13 protein-coding genes and 4 pseudogenes are annotated in these 19,967 nt (G+C 54.6%); 7 read left to right on the top strand and 10 right to left on the bottom strand.

Annotation, left to right across the window (positions count from 1 at the left end):
• Positions 1 to 6: 6 nt before the first annotated feature.
• A pseudogene (gene glnL, locus O1V66_RS17020) lies at positions 7 to 1,055 on the bottom strand (nitrogen regulation protein NR(II)).
• Between the two features lie 218 nt (positions 1,056 to 1,273).
• A complete protein-coding gene (glnA, locus tag O1V66_RS17015; RefSeq protein WP_045049687.1) occupies positions 1,274 to 2,683 on the bottom strand; it encodes a glutamate--ammonia ligase in 1,410 nt (469 codons plus the stop codon).
• A gap of 429 nt (positions 2,684 to 3,112) precedes the next feature.
• On the opposite strand from glnA, the gene typA reads away from it, so the two are divergent.
• The 5 genes and pseudogenes from typA (at position 3,113) to fabY (ending at position 8,019) form a co-directional block, all read left to right on the top strand.
• Complete coding sequence (gene typA, locus O1V66_RS17010; RefSeq protein WP_045049686.1) at positions 3,113 to 4,936, top strand: ribosome-dependent GTPase TypA; 1,824 nt, start codon at positions 3,113 to 3,115, stop codon at positions 4,934 to 4,936.
• A 177-nt stretch (positions 4,937 to 5,113) separates the two neighbouring features.
• The gene (gene yihX / locus O1V66_RS17005; RefSeq protein ID WP_045049685.1) at positions 5,114 to 5,716 is read left to right on the top strand and encodes a glucose-1-phosphatase; all 603 of its coding nucleotides are present in this window, start codon (positions 5,114 to 5,116) and stop codon (positions 5,714 to 5,716) included.
• An 18-nt stretch (positions 5,717 to 5,734) separates the two neighbouring features.
• On the top strand, positions 5,735 to 6,607 hold the full coding sequence (locus tag O1V66_RS17000; protein WP_045049684.1) for a virulence factor BrkB family protein: 873 nt from the start codon (positions 5,735 to 5,737) through the stop codon (positions 6,605 to 6,607).
• Between the two features lie 6 nt (positions 6,608 to 6,613).
• Entirely contained in the window at positions 6,614 to 7,051 is a 438-nt protein-coding gene (gene dtd / locus O1V66_RS16995; RefSeq protein WP_045049683.1) for a D-aminoacyl-tRNA deacylase, read from the top strand.
• 34 nt (positions 7,052 to 7,085) lie between these two features.
• Positions 7,086 to 8,019: pseudogene (gene fabY / locus O1V66_RS16990) on the top strand (fatty acid biosynthesis protein FabY).
• 79 nt (positions 8,020 to 8,098) lie between these two features.
• Here fabY and O1V66_RS16985 read toward each other — a convergent pair.
• The 7 genes and pseudogenes from O1V66_RS16985 to gmk form a co-directional block, all read right to left on the bottom strand.
• Positions 8,099 to 9,783, bottom strand: a pseudogene (locus O1V66_RS16985) (AsmA family protein).
• 138 nt (positions 9,784 to 9,921) lie between these two features.
• Complete coding sequence (locus O1V66_RS16980; RefSeq protein WP_045049680.1) at positions 9,922 to 11,313, bottom strand: nucleobase:cation symporter-2 family protein; 1,392 nt, start codon at positions 11,311 to 11,313, stop codon at positions 9,922 to 9,924.
• Between the two features lie 161 nt (positions 11,314 to 11,474).
• A complete protein-coding gene (gene recG / locus O1V66_RS16975; protein ID WP_045049679.1) occupies positions 11,475 to 13,556 on the bottom strand; it encodes an ATP-dependent DNA helicase RecG in 2,082 nt (693 codons plus the stop codon).
• Positions 13,553 to 14,247, bottom strand: a pseudogene (trmH, locus tag O1V66_RS16970) (tRNA (guanosine(18)-2'-O)-methyltransferase TrmH). The gene recG and the pseudogene trmH overlap by 4 nt, the downstream one beginning before the upstream one ends.
• 4 nt (positions 14,248 to 14,251) lie before the next feature.
• Positions 14,252 to 16,360, bottom strand: a complete 2,109-nt coding sequence (gene spoT, locus O1V66_RS16965; protein WP_045049677.1) for a bifunctional GTP diphosphokinase/guanosine-3',5'-bis pyrophosphate 3'-pyrophosphohydrolase — start codon at positions 16,358 to 16,360, stop codon at positions 14,252 to 14,254.
• Between the two features lie 14 nt (positions 16,361 to 16,374).
• On the bottom strand, positions 16,375 to 16,656 hold the full coding sequence (rpoZ, locus tag O1V66_RS16960) for a DNA-directed RNA polymerase subunit omega (protein ID WP_045049676.1): 282 nt from the start codon (positions 16,654 to 16,656) through the stop codon (positions 16,375 to 16,377).
• 54 nt (positions 16,657 to 16,710) lie between these two features.
• The gene (gene gmk / locus O1V66_RS16955) at positions 16,711 to 17,334 is read right to left on the bottom strand and encodes a guanylate kinase (RefSeq protein WP_045049675.1); all 624 of its coding nucleotides are present in this window, start codon (positions 17,332 to 17,334) and stop codon (positions 16,711 to 16,713) included.
• A 279-nt stretch (positions 17,335 to 17,613) separates the two neighbouring features.
• Between gmk and O1V66_RS16950 the strand changes: the two genes are divergently transcribed.
• Complete coding sequence (locus O1V66_RS16950; protein ID WP_269127915.1) at positions 17,614 to 17,976, top strand: hypothetical protein; 363 nt, start codon at positions 17,614 to 17,616, stop codon at positions 17,974 to 17,976.
• Positions 17,973 to 19,361, top strand: a complete 1,389-nt coding sequence (ligB, locus tag O1V66_RS16945) for an NAD-dependent DNA ligase LigB (RefSeq protein WP_269127914.1) — start codon at positions 17,973 to 17,975, stop codon at positions 19,359 to 19,361. The genes O1V66_RS16950 and ligB overlap by 4 nt, the downstream gene beginning before the upstream one ends.
• Here the strand turns inward: ligB and O1V66_RS16940 are convergent.
• On the bottom strand, positions 19,336 to 19,953 hold the full coding sequence (locus O1V66_RS16940) for a trimeric intracellular cation channel family protein (RefSeq protein WP_045049674.1): 618 nt from the start codon (positions 19,951 to 19,953) through the stop codon (positions 19,336 to 19,338). The two genes, ligB and O1V66_RS16940, sit on opposite strands and share 26 nt — an antisense overlap.
• Between the last annotated feature and the right edge of the window lie 14 nt (positions 19,954 to 19,967).

Below are 19,967 nucleotides of genomic sequence, written 5' to 3'. Positions count from 1 at the left end.
GAAACCTCACTGGCGAATAGGCAGGAAGACCGAGAATTCGGTGTGTCCTGGCCAACTGTTAAATTCAACTTTACCCGAATGCTGGTCAATCAAACTGCGCGCGATGGACAGGCCCAGACCTGTTCCCCTTCGCGGCCACTGACCATGGGGTAAAAAAGTGTGTCCTGCAAATGGGCCGGCACGCCGGGGCCGTCATCTTCGATATCGATACGGGCCACCAGACGGTAGCGCACACCGTGCAGGGTGCTCTGGAAGGCGGTACGCGTTCTTAACGTAATAGTGCCGCCTTCTTCCCCCAACGCCTGCAAGGCATTGCGGGTAATGTTGAGCAGGATCTGTTCTATCTGATCCGGGTCATGCGCCAGCTCGGGCAGGCTGGGGTCGTAGTCACGCACCAGCTGAACGTTGTCGGGCTTTTCCATCGACACCAGCTGACAGACGCGTTCGGCAACCTGGTGGATGCTCTGCGTAATGTGCTGGCTCGGACGTTGCGGCCCCAACAGGCGGTCGACCAGATTGCGCAGCCGGTCAGCCTGCTCGATAATGACTTTGGTATATTCCAGCAGGGAAGGGTCGGGCAGCGCTTTCGACAACAACTGCGCCGCGCCCCGAAGCCCGCCCAGCGGGTTTTTTATTTCATGTGCCAGCCCGCGGATAAGATCCCTTGCGGCGACCTGCTGCGCGTGCTGAAGCTGTTCCTGACTCAAACGACGCTGGTTATCCATCGGCGCGAGTTCGATTAAAATAAAACCTTCCGGCAAAGCCTGTGCGGTCAGCGACATGATGTGCGCCCGACCATCTACCACCAGCGTCACTTCGCTGTCGGTAAATCCTTGCCCAGCCTCGATACTTTCGCGCATCAGCGCGATATTCAGCGAAAAGTAGCCCACCAGATCGGGTAACGGTGTCCCGAAAAGTTTTCGTGTACTCTGCGCAAGTAATTGCTGAGCCGCCGGATTGGCGTAATGCACGGCCAACTCGTCGTCCAACAGCAGAACGCTGTTGATAAGAGAATTGAGGATCTGCCCAGCATCGGGCAGCTTGCCAGTTGCCATACAGCAGTCTCCCGCACCTGATTGGTGCATTTAAACCGCGACCCGTAAACGCTTCGGATCAGAGGTGTCACACAGGAAAGAGGCGTGGAGAAAAAAGCCCATCCGGAGATGGGCTGAAATTTTCCACGGCAACAAAAAATATCTCGATATTTTTGTTCCGCACTGCCGCAACCCGAAAGCGGCGACAGTACAGAGCGTAAAGCCCGGACTACGCGTGATTAGACGCTGTAGTACAGTTCGAACTCTACCGGGTGTGGCGTCATGCGAATGCGGTCGTTTTCTTCAGTGCGCAGTGCGATGTAGGCATCGATTGCGTCATTGGTGAATACGCCACCACGAGTCAGGAACTCACGGTCGGCATCCAGTTCTTTCAACGCTTCTTCCAGAGAACCTGCAACCTGTGGGATCTCTGCCGCTTCTTCTGGTGGCAGGTGGTACAGGTCTTTGTCCATGGCATCGCCAGGGTGGATTTTGTTGATGATACCGTCAAGGCCGGCCATCAGCAGGGCAGCAAACGCCAGGTACGGGTTAGCCGCTGGATCCGGGAAGCGCGCTTCGATACGCATCGCTTTCGGGCTTGAAACGTGTGGAATACGGATAGAAGCAGAACGGTTACGCGCGGAGTAAGCCAGCATAACAGGGGCTTCGTAGCCTGGGACCAGACGCTTGTAGGAGTTGGTGGTCGGGTTCGCGTAGGCGTTTATCGCTTTGGCGTGCTTGATGATACCACCGATATAGTACAGCGCAGTTTCGGACAGGCCGCCGTATTTGTCGCCGGAGAACAGGTTGTTACCGTCTTTGGACAGAGACATGTGGCAGTGCATGCCTGAACCGTTGTCGCCAAACATTGGTTTTGGCATAAAGGTCGCGGTTTTGCCAAATGCGTGAGCCACGTTGTGAACCACGTATTTGTAGATCTGGATTTCGTCGGCTTTCTTGGTCAGGGTGTTGAAGCGGGTTGCCACTTCGTTCTGACCTGCGGTTGCCACTTCGTGGTGGTGAGCTTCAACAACCAGGCCCATTTCTTCCATGGTCAGACACATGGTAGAACGCAGGTCCTGAGAGGAGTCGACCGGAGGAACCGGGAAGTAACCGCCTTTGACAGCAGGACGGTGGCCCTTGTTGCCGCCTTCGTATTTGGTGCCGGTGTTCCATGCGCCTTCGATATCGTCGATGGCAACGTGGGAACCCGCGATGCTGCTGCCGAAGCGCACATCATCAAACAGGAAGAACTCTGGCTCAGGTCCGAACAGAACGGTGTCTGCGATACCGGAGGTTTTCAGGAAGTCTTCAGCACGTTTAGCCGTTGAACGCGGGTCGCGGTCGTAACCTTGCAGAGTGTTAGGTTCGACGATGTCGCAACGGATTATCAAGGTTGACTCTTCAAAGAACGGGTCAAGCACCGCTGTGCTCGGATCTGGCATCAATACCATGTCCGAGTCATTGATGGTTTTCCAGCCGCCGATGGAAGAACCATCGAACATTTTACCATCTTCAAAGAAGTCCGGGCTCACCTGGTGAGATGGAATGGTAACGTGCTGTTCTTTACCCTTGGTGTCAGTGAAGCGCAGGTCGATGAATTTGACTTCATTTTCCTTGATAATCGCAAAAACGTGTTCAGCGGACATACTAGTTCTCCCGAATTTCTCATTATGTGTTCGTCGTGGAACGAATAAACAAACATTGTTGAAAATGGCGTGTGGCTTAAACAGCTTTTATAGTGGCTCTGATAAGACTCTTTTCACCCTGAATAAGTAATAGCGAAATCTGTGCCAACTTTGTCAAAAGGGCACGATTGCCATTCTGCGCGGGTTGTATGGTTATTGAGTATGCACCATAACGGGATTAATGCACTATTTTGGTTCAATAACGCGCACGTGGTGAACCATTTTGGTGCACCATTTTGGGTCATGGCGACTTTTGCACCGAGAAAGGGATCGTAAAGTAACCATACAGAAGTTGTTTCGAAGAGAATCTTGTGAACTTGTTTAGAACCTAGCCTAATACGTGTACAATAGCGCGCTATTTCTATATTTCTAAATGCCTGAGGCAAAGCTGTGATCGAAAATTTGCGTAACATCGCCATTATTGCCCACGTTGACCATGGTAAAACTACCCTGGTTGATAAGCTGCTACAGCAATCCGGTACCTTCGGAGAGCGTGTGGAAGCCACCGAACGCGTAATGGACTCCAACGATTTGGAGAAAGAGCGTGGGATTACCATCCTCGCAAAAAACACCGCCATTAATTGGAAAGACTACCGCATCAACATCGTTGATACCCCGGGACACGCCGACTTCGGCGGCGAGGTAGAGCGTGTGATGTCAATGGTCGACTCGGTGCTGCTGGTTGTGGATGCAATGGATGGCCCTATGCCGCAAACCCGCTTCGTGACCAAAAAAGCATTCGCCAATGGTCTGAAGCCGATCGTGGTAATCAACAAGGTCGACCGCCCTGGCGCGCGTCCTGACTGGGTTGTAGACCAGGTATTCGACCTGTTCGTTAACCTTGATGCTACCGATGAGCAGCTTGATTTCCCTATCATCTATGCATCTGCACTGATGGGTATCGCGGGTACCGACCATAACGATATGGCCGAAGACATGACTCCGCTGTACCAGGCAATCGTTGACCACGTATCTGCTCCGCAGGTTGAAGTAGAAGCACCATTCCAGATGCAGATTTCCCAGCTGGACTACAACAACTATGTTGGCGTTATCGGCATCGGCCGCATCAAGCGCGGAACCGTCAAGCCTAACCAGCAGATCACCATCATCGATAGCGAAGGCAAAACTCGTAACGGTAAAGTCGGTAAAGTTCTGACCCACATGGGTCTTGAGCGTATCGAAGCGAACATCGCCGAAGCGGGCGACATCATCGCCATCACCGGTCTGGGCGAGCTGAACATCTCCGACACCATCTGTGATCCACAGAACGTCGAAGCGCTGCCGGCCCTGAGCGTTGATGAACCAACCGTAACCATGTACTTCAACGTCAACACCTCTCCGTTCTGTGGTAAAGAAGGCAAGTTCGTGACTTCACGTCAGATCCTTGACCGTCTGAACAAAGAGCTGGTGCACAACGTGGCACTGCGTGTTGAAGAAACCGAAGACTCCGACGCATTCCGTGTTTCAGGCCGTGGTGAACTTCACCTGTCGGTTCTGATCGAAAACATGCGTCGTGAAGGTTTCGAACTGGCCGTTTCTCGTCCTAAAGTTATCAACCGTAAAATCGATGGCCGCATGCAGGAGCCGTTCGAAAACGTGACTTTGGATATCGAAGAACAGCACCAGGGTTCAGTCATGCAAGCCATGGGTGAGCGTAAAGGCGACGTTAAGGACATGATCCCTGACGGCAAAGGTCGTATTCGTCTCGATTACCTGATCCCGGCGCGTGGCCTGATCGGTTTCCGTACCGAATTCATGACCATGACCTCTGGTACCGGTCTGCTGTACTCCACGTTCAGTCACTATGACGACGTGCGTTCAGGTGAAATCGGCCAGCGTCAGAACGGCGTGCTTATCTCCAACGGCCAGGGTAAAGCGGTTGCGTTTGCTCTGTTCGGTCTGCAGGACCGCGGCAAGCTGTTCCTGGGTCACGGCGCAGAAGTGTATGAAGGCCAGATCATCGGTATTCACTCACGCTCCAACGACCTGACCGTTAACTGTCTGACGGGTAAGAAACTGACCAACATGCGTGCTTCAGGTACTGACGAAGCCACCACGCTGGTTCCTGCCATCAAGATGTCTCTGGAACAGGCTATCGAATTCCTGGATGACGACGAGTTGGTAGAAGTTACTCCTCTGTCTGTGCGTATCCGTAAACGTCACCTGACCGAGAACGACCGTAAACGTGCAAGCCGTGGTCCAAAAGAAGCGTAATCTTCTTTAACCCGAACGTTTAGTCGTCAAGAGGGCACCCCAGGGTGCCCTTTTTTTGCCTTTTTTCAGTAAACGGGCATCACGACGCTCACTCTGTCACTGTTCAGACCTATCATTTACGACTAACCTGTTATCTACTAATCAAACGAGCTTCGTCTTTGAAATCAGGAGCGTGCAATGCTGTATATATTCGATATGGGCAACGTATTAATTGATATCGATTTCAAGCGGGTACTGGGGGTGTGGAGCAATCTGAGCGGCACGCCGCTGGCGCATCTTATGGAACGTTTCACCATGGGGGATGCTTTCCAGAAGCACGAACGCGGAGAAATCACCGACCGCCAGTTCGCCGATGAAATTTGTGACGAACTGGGCATCGCGCTGAGTTTCGAGCAGTTCACCGCCGGATGGCAGTCGATTTTTGTCGGCCTGCGTCCGGAAGCTATCGCCGTGATGCAAAAGCTGCGCAGTCAGGGGCATCGTGTCGTCGTGCTGTCGAATACCAATTCGCTGCACTTGGAGCACTGGCCAACGCATTACCCCGAAATCGAGCAAAACGCCGATGCGGTTTATCTGTCCCAGCAGATAGGGTTACGCAAACCCGATCCCGAAATTTTCCGCTATGTGCTGAATAAAGAAGGATTCAGCGCGCAGGAGACGGTGTTTTTCGATGATGTTCCCGAAAACGTCAACGCCGCCAGCGCGGTAGGTATTCAAGCCATTCTGGTGACCGACAGCGAAACGCTGCCACGTCATTTTGCCGGAAATCAGATCACCTAAGTTTTAAAGGATGAAACAATGTCGAGGCTCCATCCCAAGCTGAAGTGTGCCTTTCGTTTTAGCAAGATGCTTTATTGGCGCGCCGACAACGATGGATTAACCTTGTTGGCGGGCCATCTGGCCTATGTCTCTTTGCTTTCGCTGGTACCGCTCATCGCCGTCGTCTTTTCCCTGTTTACGCTTTTTCCGGTGTTCTCCGACATTAGCGTGCAGCTAAAGAGCTTTATTCTGACCAATTTCATGCCCGCGACTGGCGATATCATTCAACGCTATCTCGAGCAGTTTGTTTCCAACTCCAGCAAGATGACCGCCGTGGGCACGATTGGGCTGATTGTGACCTCGCTGCTGCTGATAGCCTCGGTCGACAGCGTATTGAACAAGATTTGGCGCAGTCATACCCAGCGGCCTCTCGTCTTCTCGCTGGCGGTTTACTGGATGGTTCTGACGCTCGGGCCGATTCTGCTGGTGGCAAGCGTAGCGATAAGTTCTTATCTGCTGTCGCTTAACTGGTTGAGTCTCAACGGATTGCATGCCGTGGTCGATCGCGCGCTGCGCGTGTTGCCGCTGCTTATCTCGTGGATCTCCTTCTGGTTGCTGTATCTGGCAGTGCCGACGGCCAGCGTGCCGACCAAAGATGCGCTGATTGGAGCGCTGGTCGCCGGTGCGCTGTTTGAACTGGGCAAAAAGGGCTTTGCGCTTTATGTGCAGTTGTTTCCGTCCTATCAGCTGATTTATGGTGTGCTTGCCGTGATCCCGATTTTATTTTTATGGGTCTATATCAGCTGGTGTATCGTACTATTGGGTGCCGAAATTACCGTCACACTTGGGGAGTTTCGCGCCAAACAACAAGAACAGGCTGCCGTCGAAGAGTCCGCGCCGCTGGAGAAGTAGAGTTTTATGATTGCGTTAATACAACGAGTTTTAGAGGCGAGCGTCACCGTAGAGGGCGAAATCTGCGGTGAAATCGGTCCGGGACTGCTGGTTTTGCTGGGCGTGGAGCAGGGTGATGACGAACAAAAAGCCAAAAAGCTCTGCGACAAGGTCGCCGGATACCGCATTTTCGGCGACAGCGATGACAAGATGAACCTGAATGTCACCCAGGCTGGCGGCAGCCTGCTGGTGGTGTCGCAATTTACGCTGGTCGCCGACACACAAAAGGGAATGCGCCCGAGTTTTTCAAAGGGCGCTGCGCCCGCCGAGGCCGACAGACTTTATCAGTATTTTACCGGTCAGTGCCGCGAAAAAGGCATTCCTACCGAAACCGGGCGTTTTGCTGCCGACATGAAAGTGGCTTTGGTTAATGATGGACCCGTAACCTTCTGGTTGCAGGTCTGACGCAACGGCGCAATGCCAGAGAGAGAAAGTATCTATGTATCACCTGAGAGTGCCTGTAACCGAATCGAAACCTGGCCGCCTATTATCAATTCCGTTGGGAAATGCTGCGCAAGCCTCTGCATCAGCCGGAAGGTTCAGAGCGTGATGCCTACGATGCCATGGCTCACCATCAAATGGTGGTCGATGAACACGGTAAACCCGTTGCCGTCGGAAGGCTGTATATCAATGCCGATAACGAAGCCTCGATTCGCTTTCTGGCGGTCGACCCCAACGTGCAGGCCAAAGGGCTGGGTACGCTGGTCGCCATGACGCTGGAGTCTGTCGCGCGTCAGGAAGGGGTAAAGCGTGTAGTGTGTAGCGCGCGTGAAGACGCCGTCGAATTCTTTGCCAAGCTCGGCTTTATCAATCAGGGTGAGATAACAACGCCGCAAAGTACGCCGGTGCGACACTTTTTAATGATAAAACCGGTCGAAACGCTGGACGATATCCTGCACCGCCCCGACTGGTGCGGTCAGCTTCAGCAGGCGTGGTATGACCATATCCCGCTCAGTGAAAAGATGGGTGTGCGCATCAGTCAGTACACCGGCCAGCGTTTTGTGACCACCATGCCCGAGACGGGCAACCAGAATCCTCACCATACGTTATTCGCGGGCAGCCTGTTTTCGCTGGCGACCCTGACCGGCTGGGGATTGATCTGGCTGCTGCTGCGCGAGCGGCATCTGGGCGGCACCATCGTGCTGGCCGACGCCCATATCCGCTATAGCTCACCTGTGACCGGCCGCCCGCGGGCGATTGCCGATCTCAGCTCCATCAGCGGTGATCTGGATCGTCTGGCGAAAGGGCGCAAAGCCCGCGTGCAGCTGGAGGTAAAGTTGATGGGCGAAGAGGGTGAAGGCGCAATATTTGAAGGGACCTATCTGGTGCTTCCGGCCTCTCCCAATGCGCCGCTTGAACCTTCCATAAACTGAAAGGTTCGTTGTTCATGACGTTGTGCAACCCGATTATTCGCGCATCCCGTAGGCCTCTCCCCTTCGAGGCCTGACATCCCTAGGGAGCCTCACTCACCACGCCGTTATTTATCTGCTGATGAATCTCTTTGCCCTCGTTGCCGGTGGCGCGCAACGATCCGTTAAGTGTCGGCCTGAAATCGACATGAGCGGGCATCTGGCCTTTCAGCGTCAACTGCATATTGGCGTTGCCTTCAATGGGCAGCGCCGACCATCCCCAATTCTGCAATTCGTTGGCCGGAACGGCGCGTCCCGTCAGCGAGACAGAGAAGTCGCGCTGAGGCTGCTGGCTGACTTTGGCAGTGGCTTCAAGCAGTCCCTCTTTGGTAAAGGCGCTAAGCTCTGTAATAGTAATGGCGTCGTCGCTGGCCTCCAGCGCCAGAGAAGGTCGGCGCACATCATTGCGAATAAAGGTTGCATCGCTGGCGTTCAGATTCAGTTTTCCCGACCAGATCCCCCACTGATGATCGCGCGCCAGCTTGAGTTGGGTGCCGAAACCGTCGAGGCCGGTTATCTGGAAAGGGGAATCGGGCGAGATATCGATGATCAGATTGCGGTTGGCCGTAAATTTTGTCACGGACACATCGGACAGCCAGTCGGGCAGTGTATCGAGCCACAGCTGACGCCAGTTTTCCGGCAGCGTGTACTCCAGCGCCGCCACGCTGAGCTGGTCGAGTTCGAGATTACGCGATGCACGGGTCCAGTTGCCGGATGCACGCAGCAAACCGCCTTCCCAGCGCGTGCCGAACTGGCGAATCGCGACGCCCTGCGGTGAAAGGTCGAGATTAAGGTTGGGATCGATAAAGTGCAGATTGCCGTTAATCATATCGGTGGCGTTGAGCGACAGCTGACCGTCGGCGCTCTGCCAGTCGCCTTTTTGCAGGGTGACATCGGTGACGGTTAAATCCAGATCGCTGACCGACCAGTTTTGCCCCTGCAAACGGGCGTCAATGAGATCCAGACGCTTGATATCCACCTTCGGCAGTTTGATAAACTCCTGCCAGAAAGTTTCGAGCGGTTGGGCGCTTTGCAGCCTGACATTGCTCAGGCGCAGGTTATCCAGCGTCCAGTCGCCGTCCGCGCTGCGGCTGGCTTTGCCGGTCAGTTGTCCCCGCGCCAGGTCGGCCCCGAAGTTGCCCAGCATCAGCTGCCGATTATCGATTCGGCCCTGAATCAGCACATTGGTGGCAGGAATGTCGTCGAGCGACAGCGTGTCGGCACTGAGCTGAAACTGGGCATTGTTGCCCAGCACGGCATTCGCGGTCGGCTGCCAGGGCGATATTCCGGCATTGACGTTTTTACCGTCGACTTTCCACTGTTCAAGTGCGCCACTGAGCGCGATATTGCTCAATTGCAACGTATTGGCCTTTAGAGGCAGATTCAGCGTTTGAGGCGAAAGATTAAGGTTGCCGTTAACCAGCACGACGCGGTCAAAGGTGTGCGGCTCGGTGATTTGCGCCCAGCTCAGGTCGAGGTCGACCTCTTTGGCATCGAGTACATCAGGCTGATTTTTTCGGCGAATTTCACACCGGACAGCGTCAGCCGGGAAGGGGATGACCAGCTGTGGCTGATGGCATCGATAGACAGGCGATACTCGCTGTTGTCGGTTACCCAGCGGCTAATCGAGCCAGCGGCCCAGCGGGTCTGGATAAATACGTACACAATGACCAGCACCAAAACCAACAACAGAAGTATTGTCAGCAGCAATCTACCGAGAAATTTCATCGTCTGAATCCATATCCGTTGAAACCGTTATGTTGTTTATGCCGTAATCAGCAGCCGTTCTCAACAGGTTACCATGTTGACGGCAATAAAAAACGGCGAGGGGAATAACCCGTCGCCGTTGTTTAAGCAAGATTGCGTTTAAGGTTCGCGCGGGAACACAAGATTCAACACGATTGCGGTGATCCCGCCCGCCGCGATGCCGGAAGAGAGCAGCGTTTTGAGCCAGTCCGGTGCAAATTGCAGAATAAGCGGCTGTTGTGAAACGCCCATGCCGACGGCCAGCGACAGCGCCATGATCATGATGGCACGACGGTTAAGACGCTCGCGCGAAACAATGCGTACGCCCGATGCAGCAATGGTGCCGAACATCACGATAGTCGCCCCGCCCAGAACCGGCTCGGGAATGTGCTGCACAAAGCCTGCTACCGCCGGGAACAGCCCCAGCACGATAAGCATCAGCGCCACGACAAAACCGACATAGCGGCTGGCAACACCGGTCAGCTGAATCACGCCGTTGTTCTGACCAAAACAGGAGTTCGGGAAGGTGTTGAACACCGCCGAAAGCAGGGAGTTCAAGCCGTTCGCCAGCACGCCACCCTTGATACGCTTCATATAGACAGGGCCACTGACCGGCTGCTCGGAAACGTCGGAGGTTGCGGTGATATCGCCGATGGTTTCAAGCGACGTCACCATAAAGATAAGCATCAGCGGCACCAGCAGATTCCAGTCGAAACCCAGACCATAGTAGAGCGGCGTAGGAATGTTGATAAGGTGAGGGGTTGCAGCGGGCGTCGAGGCAGGCAACATGCCCATCGCCCAGGCGACGACATAGCCCACGGCCATTGCAATGACCAGCGAGGCCACGCGCAGATACGGATTGCGCTGACGGTTTAGCAGAATAATCACCACCAGCACCACGGCGGCCAGCAGCAGGTTTTTCGGCGAGCCAAAGGTGTGGTCGCTCATTGCCGCATAACCGCCGCCAATGGAGGTCAACCCGACCTGAATCAGCGACAGCCCGATAATCATCACCACAATGCCGGAAACCAGCGGAGTAATGACGCGGCGAGCCAGATGTAGCACGCGCGACAGCAGGATTTCGGTGCAGGACGCGACCATCAGCGTACCGAATAGCGCGGCCATCATGGTCGGCACATCGGCACCGCCATTTTTCAGCGCCATGCCGCCCATAATTAGTGGGGCGACGAAGTTGAAGCTGGTGCCCTGAATCGACAGCAGACCGGAACCCACCGGACCCCAGGTTTTAATCTGCAAAATGGACGCCAGACCGGAGGCGAACAGCGACATGCTGATAATGTGCTGCGTATCCTGCGCTGGCAGGCCCAATGCCTGACAAATCAGCAGTGCGGGAGTGATGACCGCCACAAACATGGCCAGCAGATGCTGACCGGCCGCAAACAGCGTTTGGGGCAACGGCGGGCGATCTTCCAGTCGATAAATTAGTTCACTGCTGCGCGTCGTTTCCGGCGCTGAGTGCTGAGCTTCTGGCTCGGCAGATTGTGTAGGCATTGTTTTGGCACCCCCATTAAGCCACAAAGCGGGCATTTTTCATGATATCAGGGGTAAAAGCAATCGTTTGCCGCCAGCATTTTCAGGCCATTATCGGCAACAGGGGGCATGCAAAAGGTCAGAGGAAGCAGGAAAACGGGAAGATATGTCGAACAGAGAGATTACGCGTTGGTGTAACGAACCCGTTCCGGCAGCCAGCGCTCGATAAGCGCCCGCGCGTGCTCGGGATATTGCTGATGAAGGTGACGCGCAACGCGCTGAACCTCGGGGATCATGGCCTGATCGCGCAGCAGGTCGGCGACCTTGAACTCGGCGCTGCCTGTTTGGCGCGTACCCAATAGCTCGCCCGGACCACGGATTTCGAGATCCTGCTGGGCAATCACAAAGCCGTCGTTGCTGTCGCGTAAAACCTGCAAGCGCTTTTGCGCAGTTTTGCTGAGCGGTGTTTTATAGAGCAGGACGCAGTGGGAGGCGACAGCGCCACGGCCTACGCGTCCACGCAACTGGTGCAGCTGTGCCAGACCCAGGCGCTCGGGGTTTTCGATAATCATCAGACTGGCGTTCGGAACATCCACGCCGACTTCGATAACGGTGGTGGCGACCAGCAGCTTAATCTCGCCCTGTTTGAACGCTTCCATAACCGCCTGTTTTTCCTGCGCCTTCATGCGGCCATGAACCAGTCCGATGTTAAGCTCGGGCAGCGCCAGCTTAAGCCCTTCCCAAGTCGCTTCCGCCGCCTGCGCTTCGAGCATTTCCGACTCTTCAATCAACGTACAGACCCAGTAGGCCTGACGATTTTCGTCCATGCAGGCGCTTTTCACCCGCTGGATGATGTCGTTGCGGCGCGTATCGGGAATGGCAACGGTGGTGACCGGCGTTCGACCCGGCGGCAGTTCGTCGATGACGGAGGTATCGAGATCGGCATAGGCGGTCATTGCCAGGGTGCGCGGAATCGGGGTGGCGGTCATGATCAGCTGATGCGGATGGAAGCCCTGCTGCTTGCCCTTTTCCCACAGCGCCAGACGCTGGTGGACACCAAAACGGTGCTGCTCGTCGATAATCACCAGCGCAAGCGCCGAGAATTGAATCTGTTCCTGGAAGATAGCGTGCGTGCCGACAATCATCGACACTTGTCCGCTGGCAATCGCCTCTTGCTGCGCAATCCGCGCCTTGCCTTTCTGTTTTCCGGCAAGCCAGCCGACCTGAATACCCAGGGGTTCAAACCACTGGCGGAAGTTATTGGCATGCTGTTCGGCGAGTAGCTCGGTCGGGGCCATCAGGCCAACCTGCTTGCCCTGCGCAATCGCGCAAAGCGCCGCCAGCGCGGCGACCAGTGTCTTGCCCGAGCCGACATCGCCCTGCACCAGACGCATCATCGGATACCCTTGCGCAAGGTCGTGTTCAATTTCATCGACAACGCGTTTCTGCGCCCCGGTCGGGCTGAAGGGCAGCGAAGCCAGGAAGGCATCGATCAGATGATGATCTTTCACCAGCGGCAGCGCTTTATAACTCTGCGTACCGGCTCGAACCGCCAGCATGCTGAGATTATGCGCCAGCAACTCTTCCATGATCAGTCGGCGCTGCGCAGGATGTTGACCCTTTTCGAGGTCTTCGAGCTGCATGTCGGGCGGCGGACGATGTAAAAGGTGCAGCGCCTGCGACAGCGAGATAAGCGAACGGCTGAGTTCCTGCGGCAAAAGCTCGGCGATAGGCTGGGTATCCAGCAATGCCAGCGCCTGATCGGTAAGCTTGCGCAGCGTGGCCTGACGAATACCTTCTGTCGTAGGATAAACCGGCGTCAGGGATTCCTGTAAAACCACCTCGCTGTTCTCGCCCTGCACCCGATATTCGGGATGAATAATCTCTGCGCCAATCGTGCCGCGCTTTATCTCGCCGTACGCCGTAACGCGGCGGCCGGGTGCCAGGCTGTTTTTCATCGCCGCATTGAAGTTGAAGAAACGCAGCGTCAGCAGGCCGGTGCCGTCACTTATCTGGCAGGTCAGCATACGACGACGGCCAAAGCTTATATCCGTGCGCAGAACTTCACCTTCGACAGTGGCGAAAATATTGGGAAGCAGATCGTTTATGGCATAGAGACGGGTGCGGTCTTCATAACGCAAAGGTAAATGAAGGAGCAGATCCTGAATGGTTTCGAGGCCGATTTTTGCGAGCTTTTCCGCCTGACTTGCGCCAACGCCGGTCAAAGACGTCAGCGGGACGGCATCCAGCAGGCGGCCCTTCATCTGGCAACCGTCATTTGCATTGCGGCCCACCATGCGTCATCGGCAACAATATTACCGGTGTCGTCAATCAGTGGGCGGGGAGCTTTTTGCGCAGCGCAACGTTTGCCAGCACCGGATAGCCGCCTTCAAACAGCAGGCGCTGTTGCTCCTTCTCTTTGAGCAGGCTGGTTTTGCGCGTATACATGCCGGCGTTTTGGCGCTGACGTTGGGCTTCGTAAAGGATCAGTGCGGAGGCCACGGACACGTTCAGCGATTGCACCATGCCGACCATCGGAATAATGATATCGCTGTCGGCAAGAGCCAGGGCTTCCGGCGTAATGCCGGTTTTTTCCTGACCCAGCAGAATACAGGTGGGACGCGTGTAATCAATCTCGCGAAAATCGACCGCTTTTTCAGAGAGATTGGTCGCCAGAACCTGCATACCCATCGCCTTCATTTTGGCGACGGCTTCCTGAATGGTTTTGTGCGTTTTGACCTGAACCCAGCTGTTGGCGCCCGCCGCAAAAGAGCCCTGCGTGCGCATCTTGCTGGTGGGCCAGACGGCGTGAACCTCATTGACGCCCACGGCATCGGCTGTGCGAATCACCGCCGACACGTTATGCGGCTTGTGTACCTGTTCCATACACACGGTCAGGTCAGGTTGGCGAGCCGCCAGCATTTCTTGAATGCGCGCATAACGTTCGGGAGTCATGGGATCAGTTTCTGTTACGGGTGACTTTAATAACATCCGGCATGATGCGAATCTTGCGCATGATGTTGGCCAGATGAACACGGTCACGGGTGCTCAGGCGAATAATCGCGCTGTAGACGCGGCCGTCTTTCTCTTCGCTGCTCAGGCTCTGGATGTTCGACTGGGCTGCATTGATTGCCGCCGTCAGATTGGCCAGACCGCCCTGATGGTTGAACATATCAACCTTGATCTCGGCGATAAACTCCTGCTCGGTTTCCTGGTTATCCCATTCCACAGCCATAAACTTCTCCGGCTCTTTCTGGTAACCACGGATGTTGCGGCAGGATTCATGGTGAACCACCAGACCTTTACCCGGACTGACGTGGGCAATGATCGGGTCACCCGGAATCGGTCGACAGCATTTCGCAAAGGTAATCAGCACGCCGTCTGCGCCTTTGATAGGCAGATTGCGTGAACCCGACGTCGCCATCGAGGACTGATCGCCCATCAGGTTTTTGGCAACCACCAGGCTCATGGCATTCCCGAGACCGATTTCGGCCAGCAGGTCGTCCATCGCGTGAAGCCTCATGCGATCGAGTTCTTTCTTGATATTCTCCGGTGGCAGGTCGGCGAGTTTACGCCCGCTGCCCAGTGCGTGATTCAACAGACGGCGACCGAGTGAAACCGAGTCGTCACGTTTGAGGTTTTTCAGCATCTGGCGGATTTTTGCCCGCGCCCGCGAACTGACCACGAAGTTTAGCCATGCCGCATTCGGACGTGCGCCAGGTGCAGTAATGATTTCGATGGTCTGACCGCTGGTCAGAGGCTGCGAGAGCGGATAAGGCTGTCTGTCGACGCGCGCGCCCACGCAGGCATGGCCGATATCGGTATGCACGGCATAGGCAAAATCGACCGGCGTAGCACCGGCAGGCAGCTCGACAATGCGACCTTCCGGTGTAAAGACGTAGATTTCATCAGGGAAGAGGTCGGATTTGACGCTCTCGATGAATTCGAACGAGTTACCTGCGCTCTGCTGGAGTTCAAGCAGACTCTGCAACCAACGCTGGGCGCGGATTTGCGCCGTCGTGCCGTTGCTCTCGCCGTTCTCTTTATAGGCCCAGTGCGCCGCGACCCCCATCTCTGCCATCTGATCCATATCTTCGGTACGGATCTGTACTTCTACCGGCACGCCGTGAGGCCCGATTAACGAGGTATGCAGAGACTGATAGCCGTTGGCTTTTGGAATGGCGATATAGTCTTTAACCCGCCCCGGACGAGGCTTGTAAAGGCTGTGCGCCTGACCCAGAACGCGATAGCAGGTATCAAATTCTTTCACGATCACCCGAAACGCGTAGATATCCATAATCGAATGGAAACGTTGTTCTTTCAGGTGCATCTTCAGGTAAATCGAATAGAGGTGTTTTTCACGTCCGCTGACCCGACACTGAATGCCGGCTTCGGTCAGACGACCCTCAATCTCGGAGAGGATCTTTTGAATCATCTCTTTACGGTTACCACGCGCGGCTTTCACCACTTCCTTGATAACACGATATCGATTGGGGTACAGCGCCTCAAAGCCCAGCTCTTCAAGCTCGGTTTTAAGGTGATGAATACCCAGCCTGTGCGCCAGAGGACTGTAAATCTCCAGCGTTTCACGGGCAATGCGGCGACGTTTGTCCGGGCGAAGCGAGCCCAGCGTGCGCATATTATGGGTACGGTCAGCCAGTTTGATCAAAATGACGCGGATGTCTTGCACCATCGCCATGATCATCTTGCGGAAGTTCTCCGCCTGGGCTTCTTTCTTGTCGCGGAATTTCAGCTTGTCCAGCTTTGAAACACCTTCAACCAGTTCGGCAACGCTTTTACCAAACAACTGCTCCATGTCCTGGTAGGTGGCCGGCGTGTCTTCGATAACGTCATGCAGCAGCGCCGCCATCAACGTTTCGTGGTCGAGTCTCATTTCAGCTAATATGCAGGCCACGGCTACCGGGTGAGTAATGTAGGGCTCACCACTTGAGCGTGTCTGACCCTCGTGCGCGTCCCGCGCGACGAGGTATGCCTGCACGAGGCGCTTGATCTGGTCCTCTGGCAGGTATTTTTGAATCAGCTGATTCAGGCTTTCAAAGATGTACAAGGTAGACCCGCTAATTAAGTAGGACGACGGCCTTCAGCGATAGCAGTAACCGCTTGAATCTCGTTAGCTTCCTGGTCTTTTTGCTCCTGACGATCGCGCGCGTCGAGGATCTGGTTTGTAATCAGACCTTCTTCGATTTCACGCAGGGCAATAACGGTAAACTTGTCGTTTTCTTCAGCGACCAGTGGATCTTTACCACCAGATTGCAGCTGGCGTGCGCGACGAGCAGCCACCAACACCAGGTCAAAACGGTTACCAATTTTTTCTACAGCGTCTTGAACAGTTACGCGTGCCATATATGTGCTACTCCACAGGGTGACGAAAGACTGGGCATAATACTGAAAGTGACTTCAGTCTGCCAATAGTTTGGTGATTAATCCGTCATGACGGAGCTTTTGACGGCCCAGACGGAGACGTTCTGCACGAATAATGGTTTTAAGGTCTGACAAGGCCAGGTCAAAATCATCATTCACAATTAAATAGTCGTACTCGGCGTAGTGCGTCATTTCGGCCACGGCCTGCGCCATACGTTTGGCAATGACTTCTTCGCTGTCCTGACCGCGTCCGCGCAGGCGGCGGTCAAGTTCGTCTTTCGACGGCGGCAGCACGAAAATGCTGCGTGCATACGGCATGCGCTGGCGAATCTGCTTCGCGCCCTGCCAGTCGATGTCCAGAAACACATCTACGCCCGTTGATAAAACCTGTTCAATGGCTTTACGTGAGGTGCCGTAATAGTTACCGAAAACCTCTGCGTGTTCTAAAAAGTCATCATGCTCGATCATCTCGCAGAACTCTTCCTTGGAAACAAAGAAGTAGTGCTCGCCGTGTTTCTCACCAGGTCGTACTTGACGAGTAGTGTGAGAAATCGAAACCTGCGTGTCGTAGAGCGGTTGAGTTTTTAGTAAAGCCTGAATCAGGCTTGATTTACCTGCTCCACTGGGGGCGGAGACAATATATAGCGTGCCTTGGACCATGTTGACGTTTCAGCTGATTGGGTTGAAATGGAAATACAGAAGAGTGATCTTCGGCACAGTATACACGTTCACCGCTTGGGGTGCAGCGTTCCAATACATTTCAACGCAAGTAATCAGGATAAAACAGCCCAAGTTGACCTCTTTGCGAGGCTTATTCCAATAAATAACGGCAATTATGCAAACCTTGATTAACTTGTCGAGGATTCGCGGAAAAGCGTATTTCCCCGCTGGATGACTCGATTAAAAGCGCATTGAATAGCCGCAACGAGGAGAATCGTCATGCGCTATTTATTGCTGTTTTTTATTATTCTGACTTCCTTACCGGCCAAGAGCGAAACAGAAAAAGTTTCTCTCCAAAATAGCCAGTGCCCTTCATGGCAAGCGGCCCGTCTTGAACAGGAAATCGCCCGGCTATCGGTAAAGCTTGAAGGCTGGGACCTTGCCTATCATTCGAGAGGGGAGAGCCTTGTAGATGATGCGGTTTACGATAGCCTGCGTGAAAAACAACGCAGTTGGCTACGTTGCGCCGGAAAATCACAGGGCGAAGTGCTACCGCCTGCAGGGTCGGCAACTTCGCGTCATCCCGTCTCCCATACCGGTCTAAAAAACTCGCGACCGCAGAGGACGTTGCAGGCTGGATGAAGGGCAAACCCGACCTCTGGGTACAGCCAAAAGTCGATGGTATCGCCGTTACCTTGGTTTATCGACGTGGCCAGCTGGTTTCATTGTTAAGCCGGGGCGATGGTGTTCGCGGTCAGGACTGGACATCAAAAGCCAGGGCCATCTTTGCAATCCCTCAACACATTCCAGACAACGCCGAGCAACTGATACTGCAAGGAGAGCTGTTTCTCATGATGAACGGTCATCGGCAGAATGTGGCTGGCGGTGTCAATGCGCGCTCGACGGTAGCGGGAGCAATGATGCGCCGCACCTCGCACTCTGTCATGCCGTCTATCGGCCTTTTTGTTTGGGAATGGCCTGATGGCCCGCCGACCATGACTGCCCGACTGGAACGGCTCAAAGACTTGGGCTTTCCACTTACTGCCGAATTTACCCAACCGGTCTCTACCTTTACGCAGGCAGCGCAGTGGCGTGAGTTCTGGTATCGCCACGCCTTGCCCTTTGCCACCGACGGTATTGTTATTCGCCAGCAGGCCGAACCGGAAGGACGATACTGGCGCAATCGACCCGCGAATTGGGCAATAGCGTGGAAATATCCCGCCGTGCGCAAACTCACTGACGTGATAGGAATTGACACGACTGTCGGAAGAAGCGGGAAACAGGCGGTGGTGTTAAGGCTCCAGCCCGTCATGATCGATGACAAAAAGGTCACCCGCGTCAGTATAGGATCACCTGAAAATTTGGCAGAATGGGATATTAATATTGGTGACCGGGTGGCAGTCAGCCTTGCGGGACAAGGGATCCCCCGGCTGGACGACGTAGTCTGGCGCGTCGCGGTTCGCGAGAAAGTGCTGGCGGATAAAGCAGGGAAGTTTGATGCGTTTACCTGCTTTACGCCTGACACTTCTTGCCGAGCACAGTATTTGTCACGACTGGTGTGGCTTAGCGGACCCCAGGCATTACAGATTCGTGGTCTTGGCCCCGAAACCTGGAAGAAACTGCTGGATGCCCATCTTGTTTCTTCTTTAGTAAGTTGGCTTTCACTTACCGAAGCCCAACTCAATACCGTGCCTACTCTTGGGGAAAAGCAGGTGAAAAAACTCTTTGCCGAAATGCAGCTTGCGCGACAACAGAGTTTGCGGCGATGGATTTCGGCACTAGGTTTCCCCACCGCCGGTTTGGCAAAAATTGAATCCCTTGACTGGTCGCAACTTAATGCGATGACCAGGGAGCAGTGGCAGAAGGTAAGGGGCGTAGGCGAGAAGCGCGCGAGACAGATTCAGCGTTTTATGCAGCATCCCGAGGTTATCGCGATGTTTGATATTCTCGTTAAAGAGCGGCTGCCGGCATTCACGCAATCCGACAGCCCTGAAGAATCGCTCAGTGATCCGAATCGGGATAATTAAATACTGGCAGACCCAGTTTAAAGCGCAGCGCCAGTAGGCGAGCCACAAACCCGGCCAGCAGAGTAATAATCACCACCATATTTTGCGGTACCGCGAAGTACTGCAAAACGATGTAAAGCCAGGCCGCCGCAAAGGATATGCCGCCATAAATCTCTTTCTGGAACACCAGCGGGATCTGGTTGCACAGCATGTCGCGCAGCACACCGCCAAACACGCCGGTAATTACGGCAGCAATCGAGGCGATCAACGGCCCATGACCGGCATCGAGCGCTATTTGTGTCCCGATAATCGAGAATACGACCAGACCCAAGGCATCGAGCACCAAAAACAGTTTGCGTAGATGCTTCATTAACGGCGCTAACCAGGTCGTCAGAATCGCGGCGGCGGCGACAATCAAGATGTACTGCGGATGTTTGACCCAGCCTAGGGGATAATGACCCAGTACCATGTCGCGTACAGTCCCGCCACCAATCGCCGTGGCGCAGGCGATAATAATGACGCCAAAAACGTCCATTTTCCGACGGCCAGCGGCCAGCGCGCCGGTCATGCCTTCCGCCGTAATTCCAATAATATAAAGAACAGTAAGCAACATAAGTTTCGCCAATC

Source organism: Rouxiella chamberiensis (assembly GCF_026967475.1).
Lineage (GTDB): Bacteria > Pseudomonadota > Gammaproteobacteria > Enterobacterales > Enterobacteriaceae > Rouxiella > Rouxiella chamberiensis.
Note: the sequence above shows the minus strand (reverse complement) of the source record. Positions and strands in the feature narration are given on the sequence as shown.

Bases quoted from the DNA above. Each gene is read 5' to 3' on its own strand.
- O1V66_RS16950 (WP_269127915.1), top strand. From the start codon at position 17,614: ATGCGCTATTTATTGCTGTTTTTTATTATTCTGACTTCCTTACCGGCC.
- recG (WP_045049679.1), bottom strand. From the start codon at position 13,556: ATGAAGGGCCGCCTGCTGGATGCCGTCCCGCTGACGTCTTTGACCGGC.
- ligB (WP_269127914.1), top strand. From the start codon at position 17,973: ATGAAGGGCAAACCCGACCTCTGGGTACAGCCAAAAGTCGATGGTATC.
- yihX (WP_045049685.1), top strand. From the start codon at position 5,114: ATGCTGTATATATTCGATATGGGCAACGTATTAATTGATATCGATTTC.
- dtd (WP_045049683.1), top strand. From the start codon at position 6,614: ATGATTGCGTTAATACAACGAGTTTTAGAGGCGAGCGTCACCGTAGAG.
- O1V66_RS17000 (WP_045049684.1), top strand. From the start codon at position 5,735: ATGTCGAGGCTCCATCCCAAGCTGAAGTGTGCCTTTCGTTTTAGCAAG.
- glnA (WP_045049687.1), bottom strand. From the start codon at position 2,683: ATGTCCGCTGAACACGTTTTTGCGATTATCAAGGAAAATGAAGTCAAA.
- O1V66_RS16980 (WP_045049680.1), bottom strand. From the start codon at position 11,313: ATGCCTACACAATCTGCCGAGCCAGAAGCTCAGCACTCAGCGCCGGAA.
- O1V66_RS16940 (WP_045049674.1), bottom strand. From the start codon at position 19,953: ATGTTGCTTACTGTTCTTTATATTATTGGAATTACGGCGGAAGGCATG.
- gmk (WP_045049675.1), bottom strand. From the start codon at position 17,334: ATGGTCCAAGGCACGCTATATATTGTCTCCGCCCCCAGTGGAGCAGGT.
- rpoZ (WP_045049676.1), bottom strand. From the start codon at position 16,656: ATGGCACGCGTAACTGTTCAAGACGCTGTAGAAAAAATTGGTAACCGT.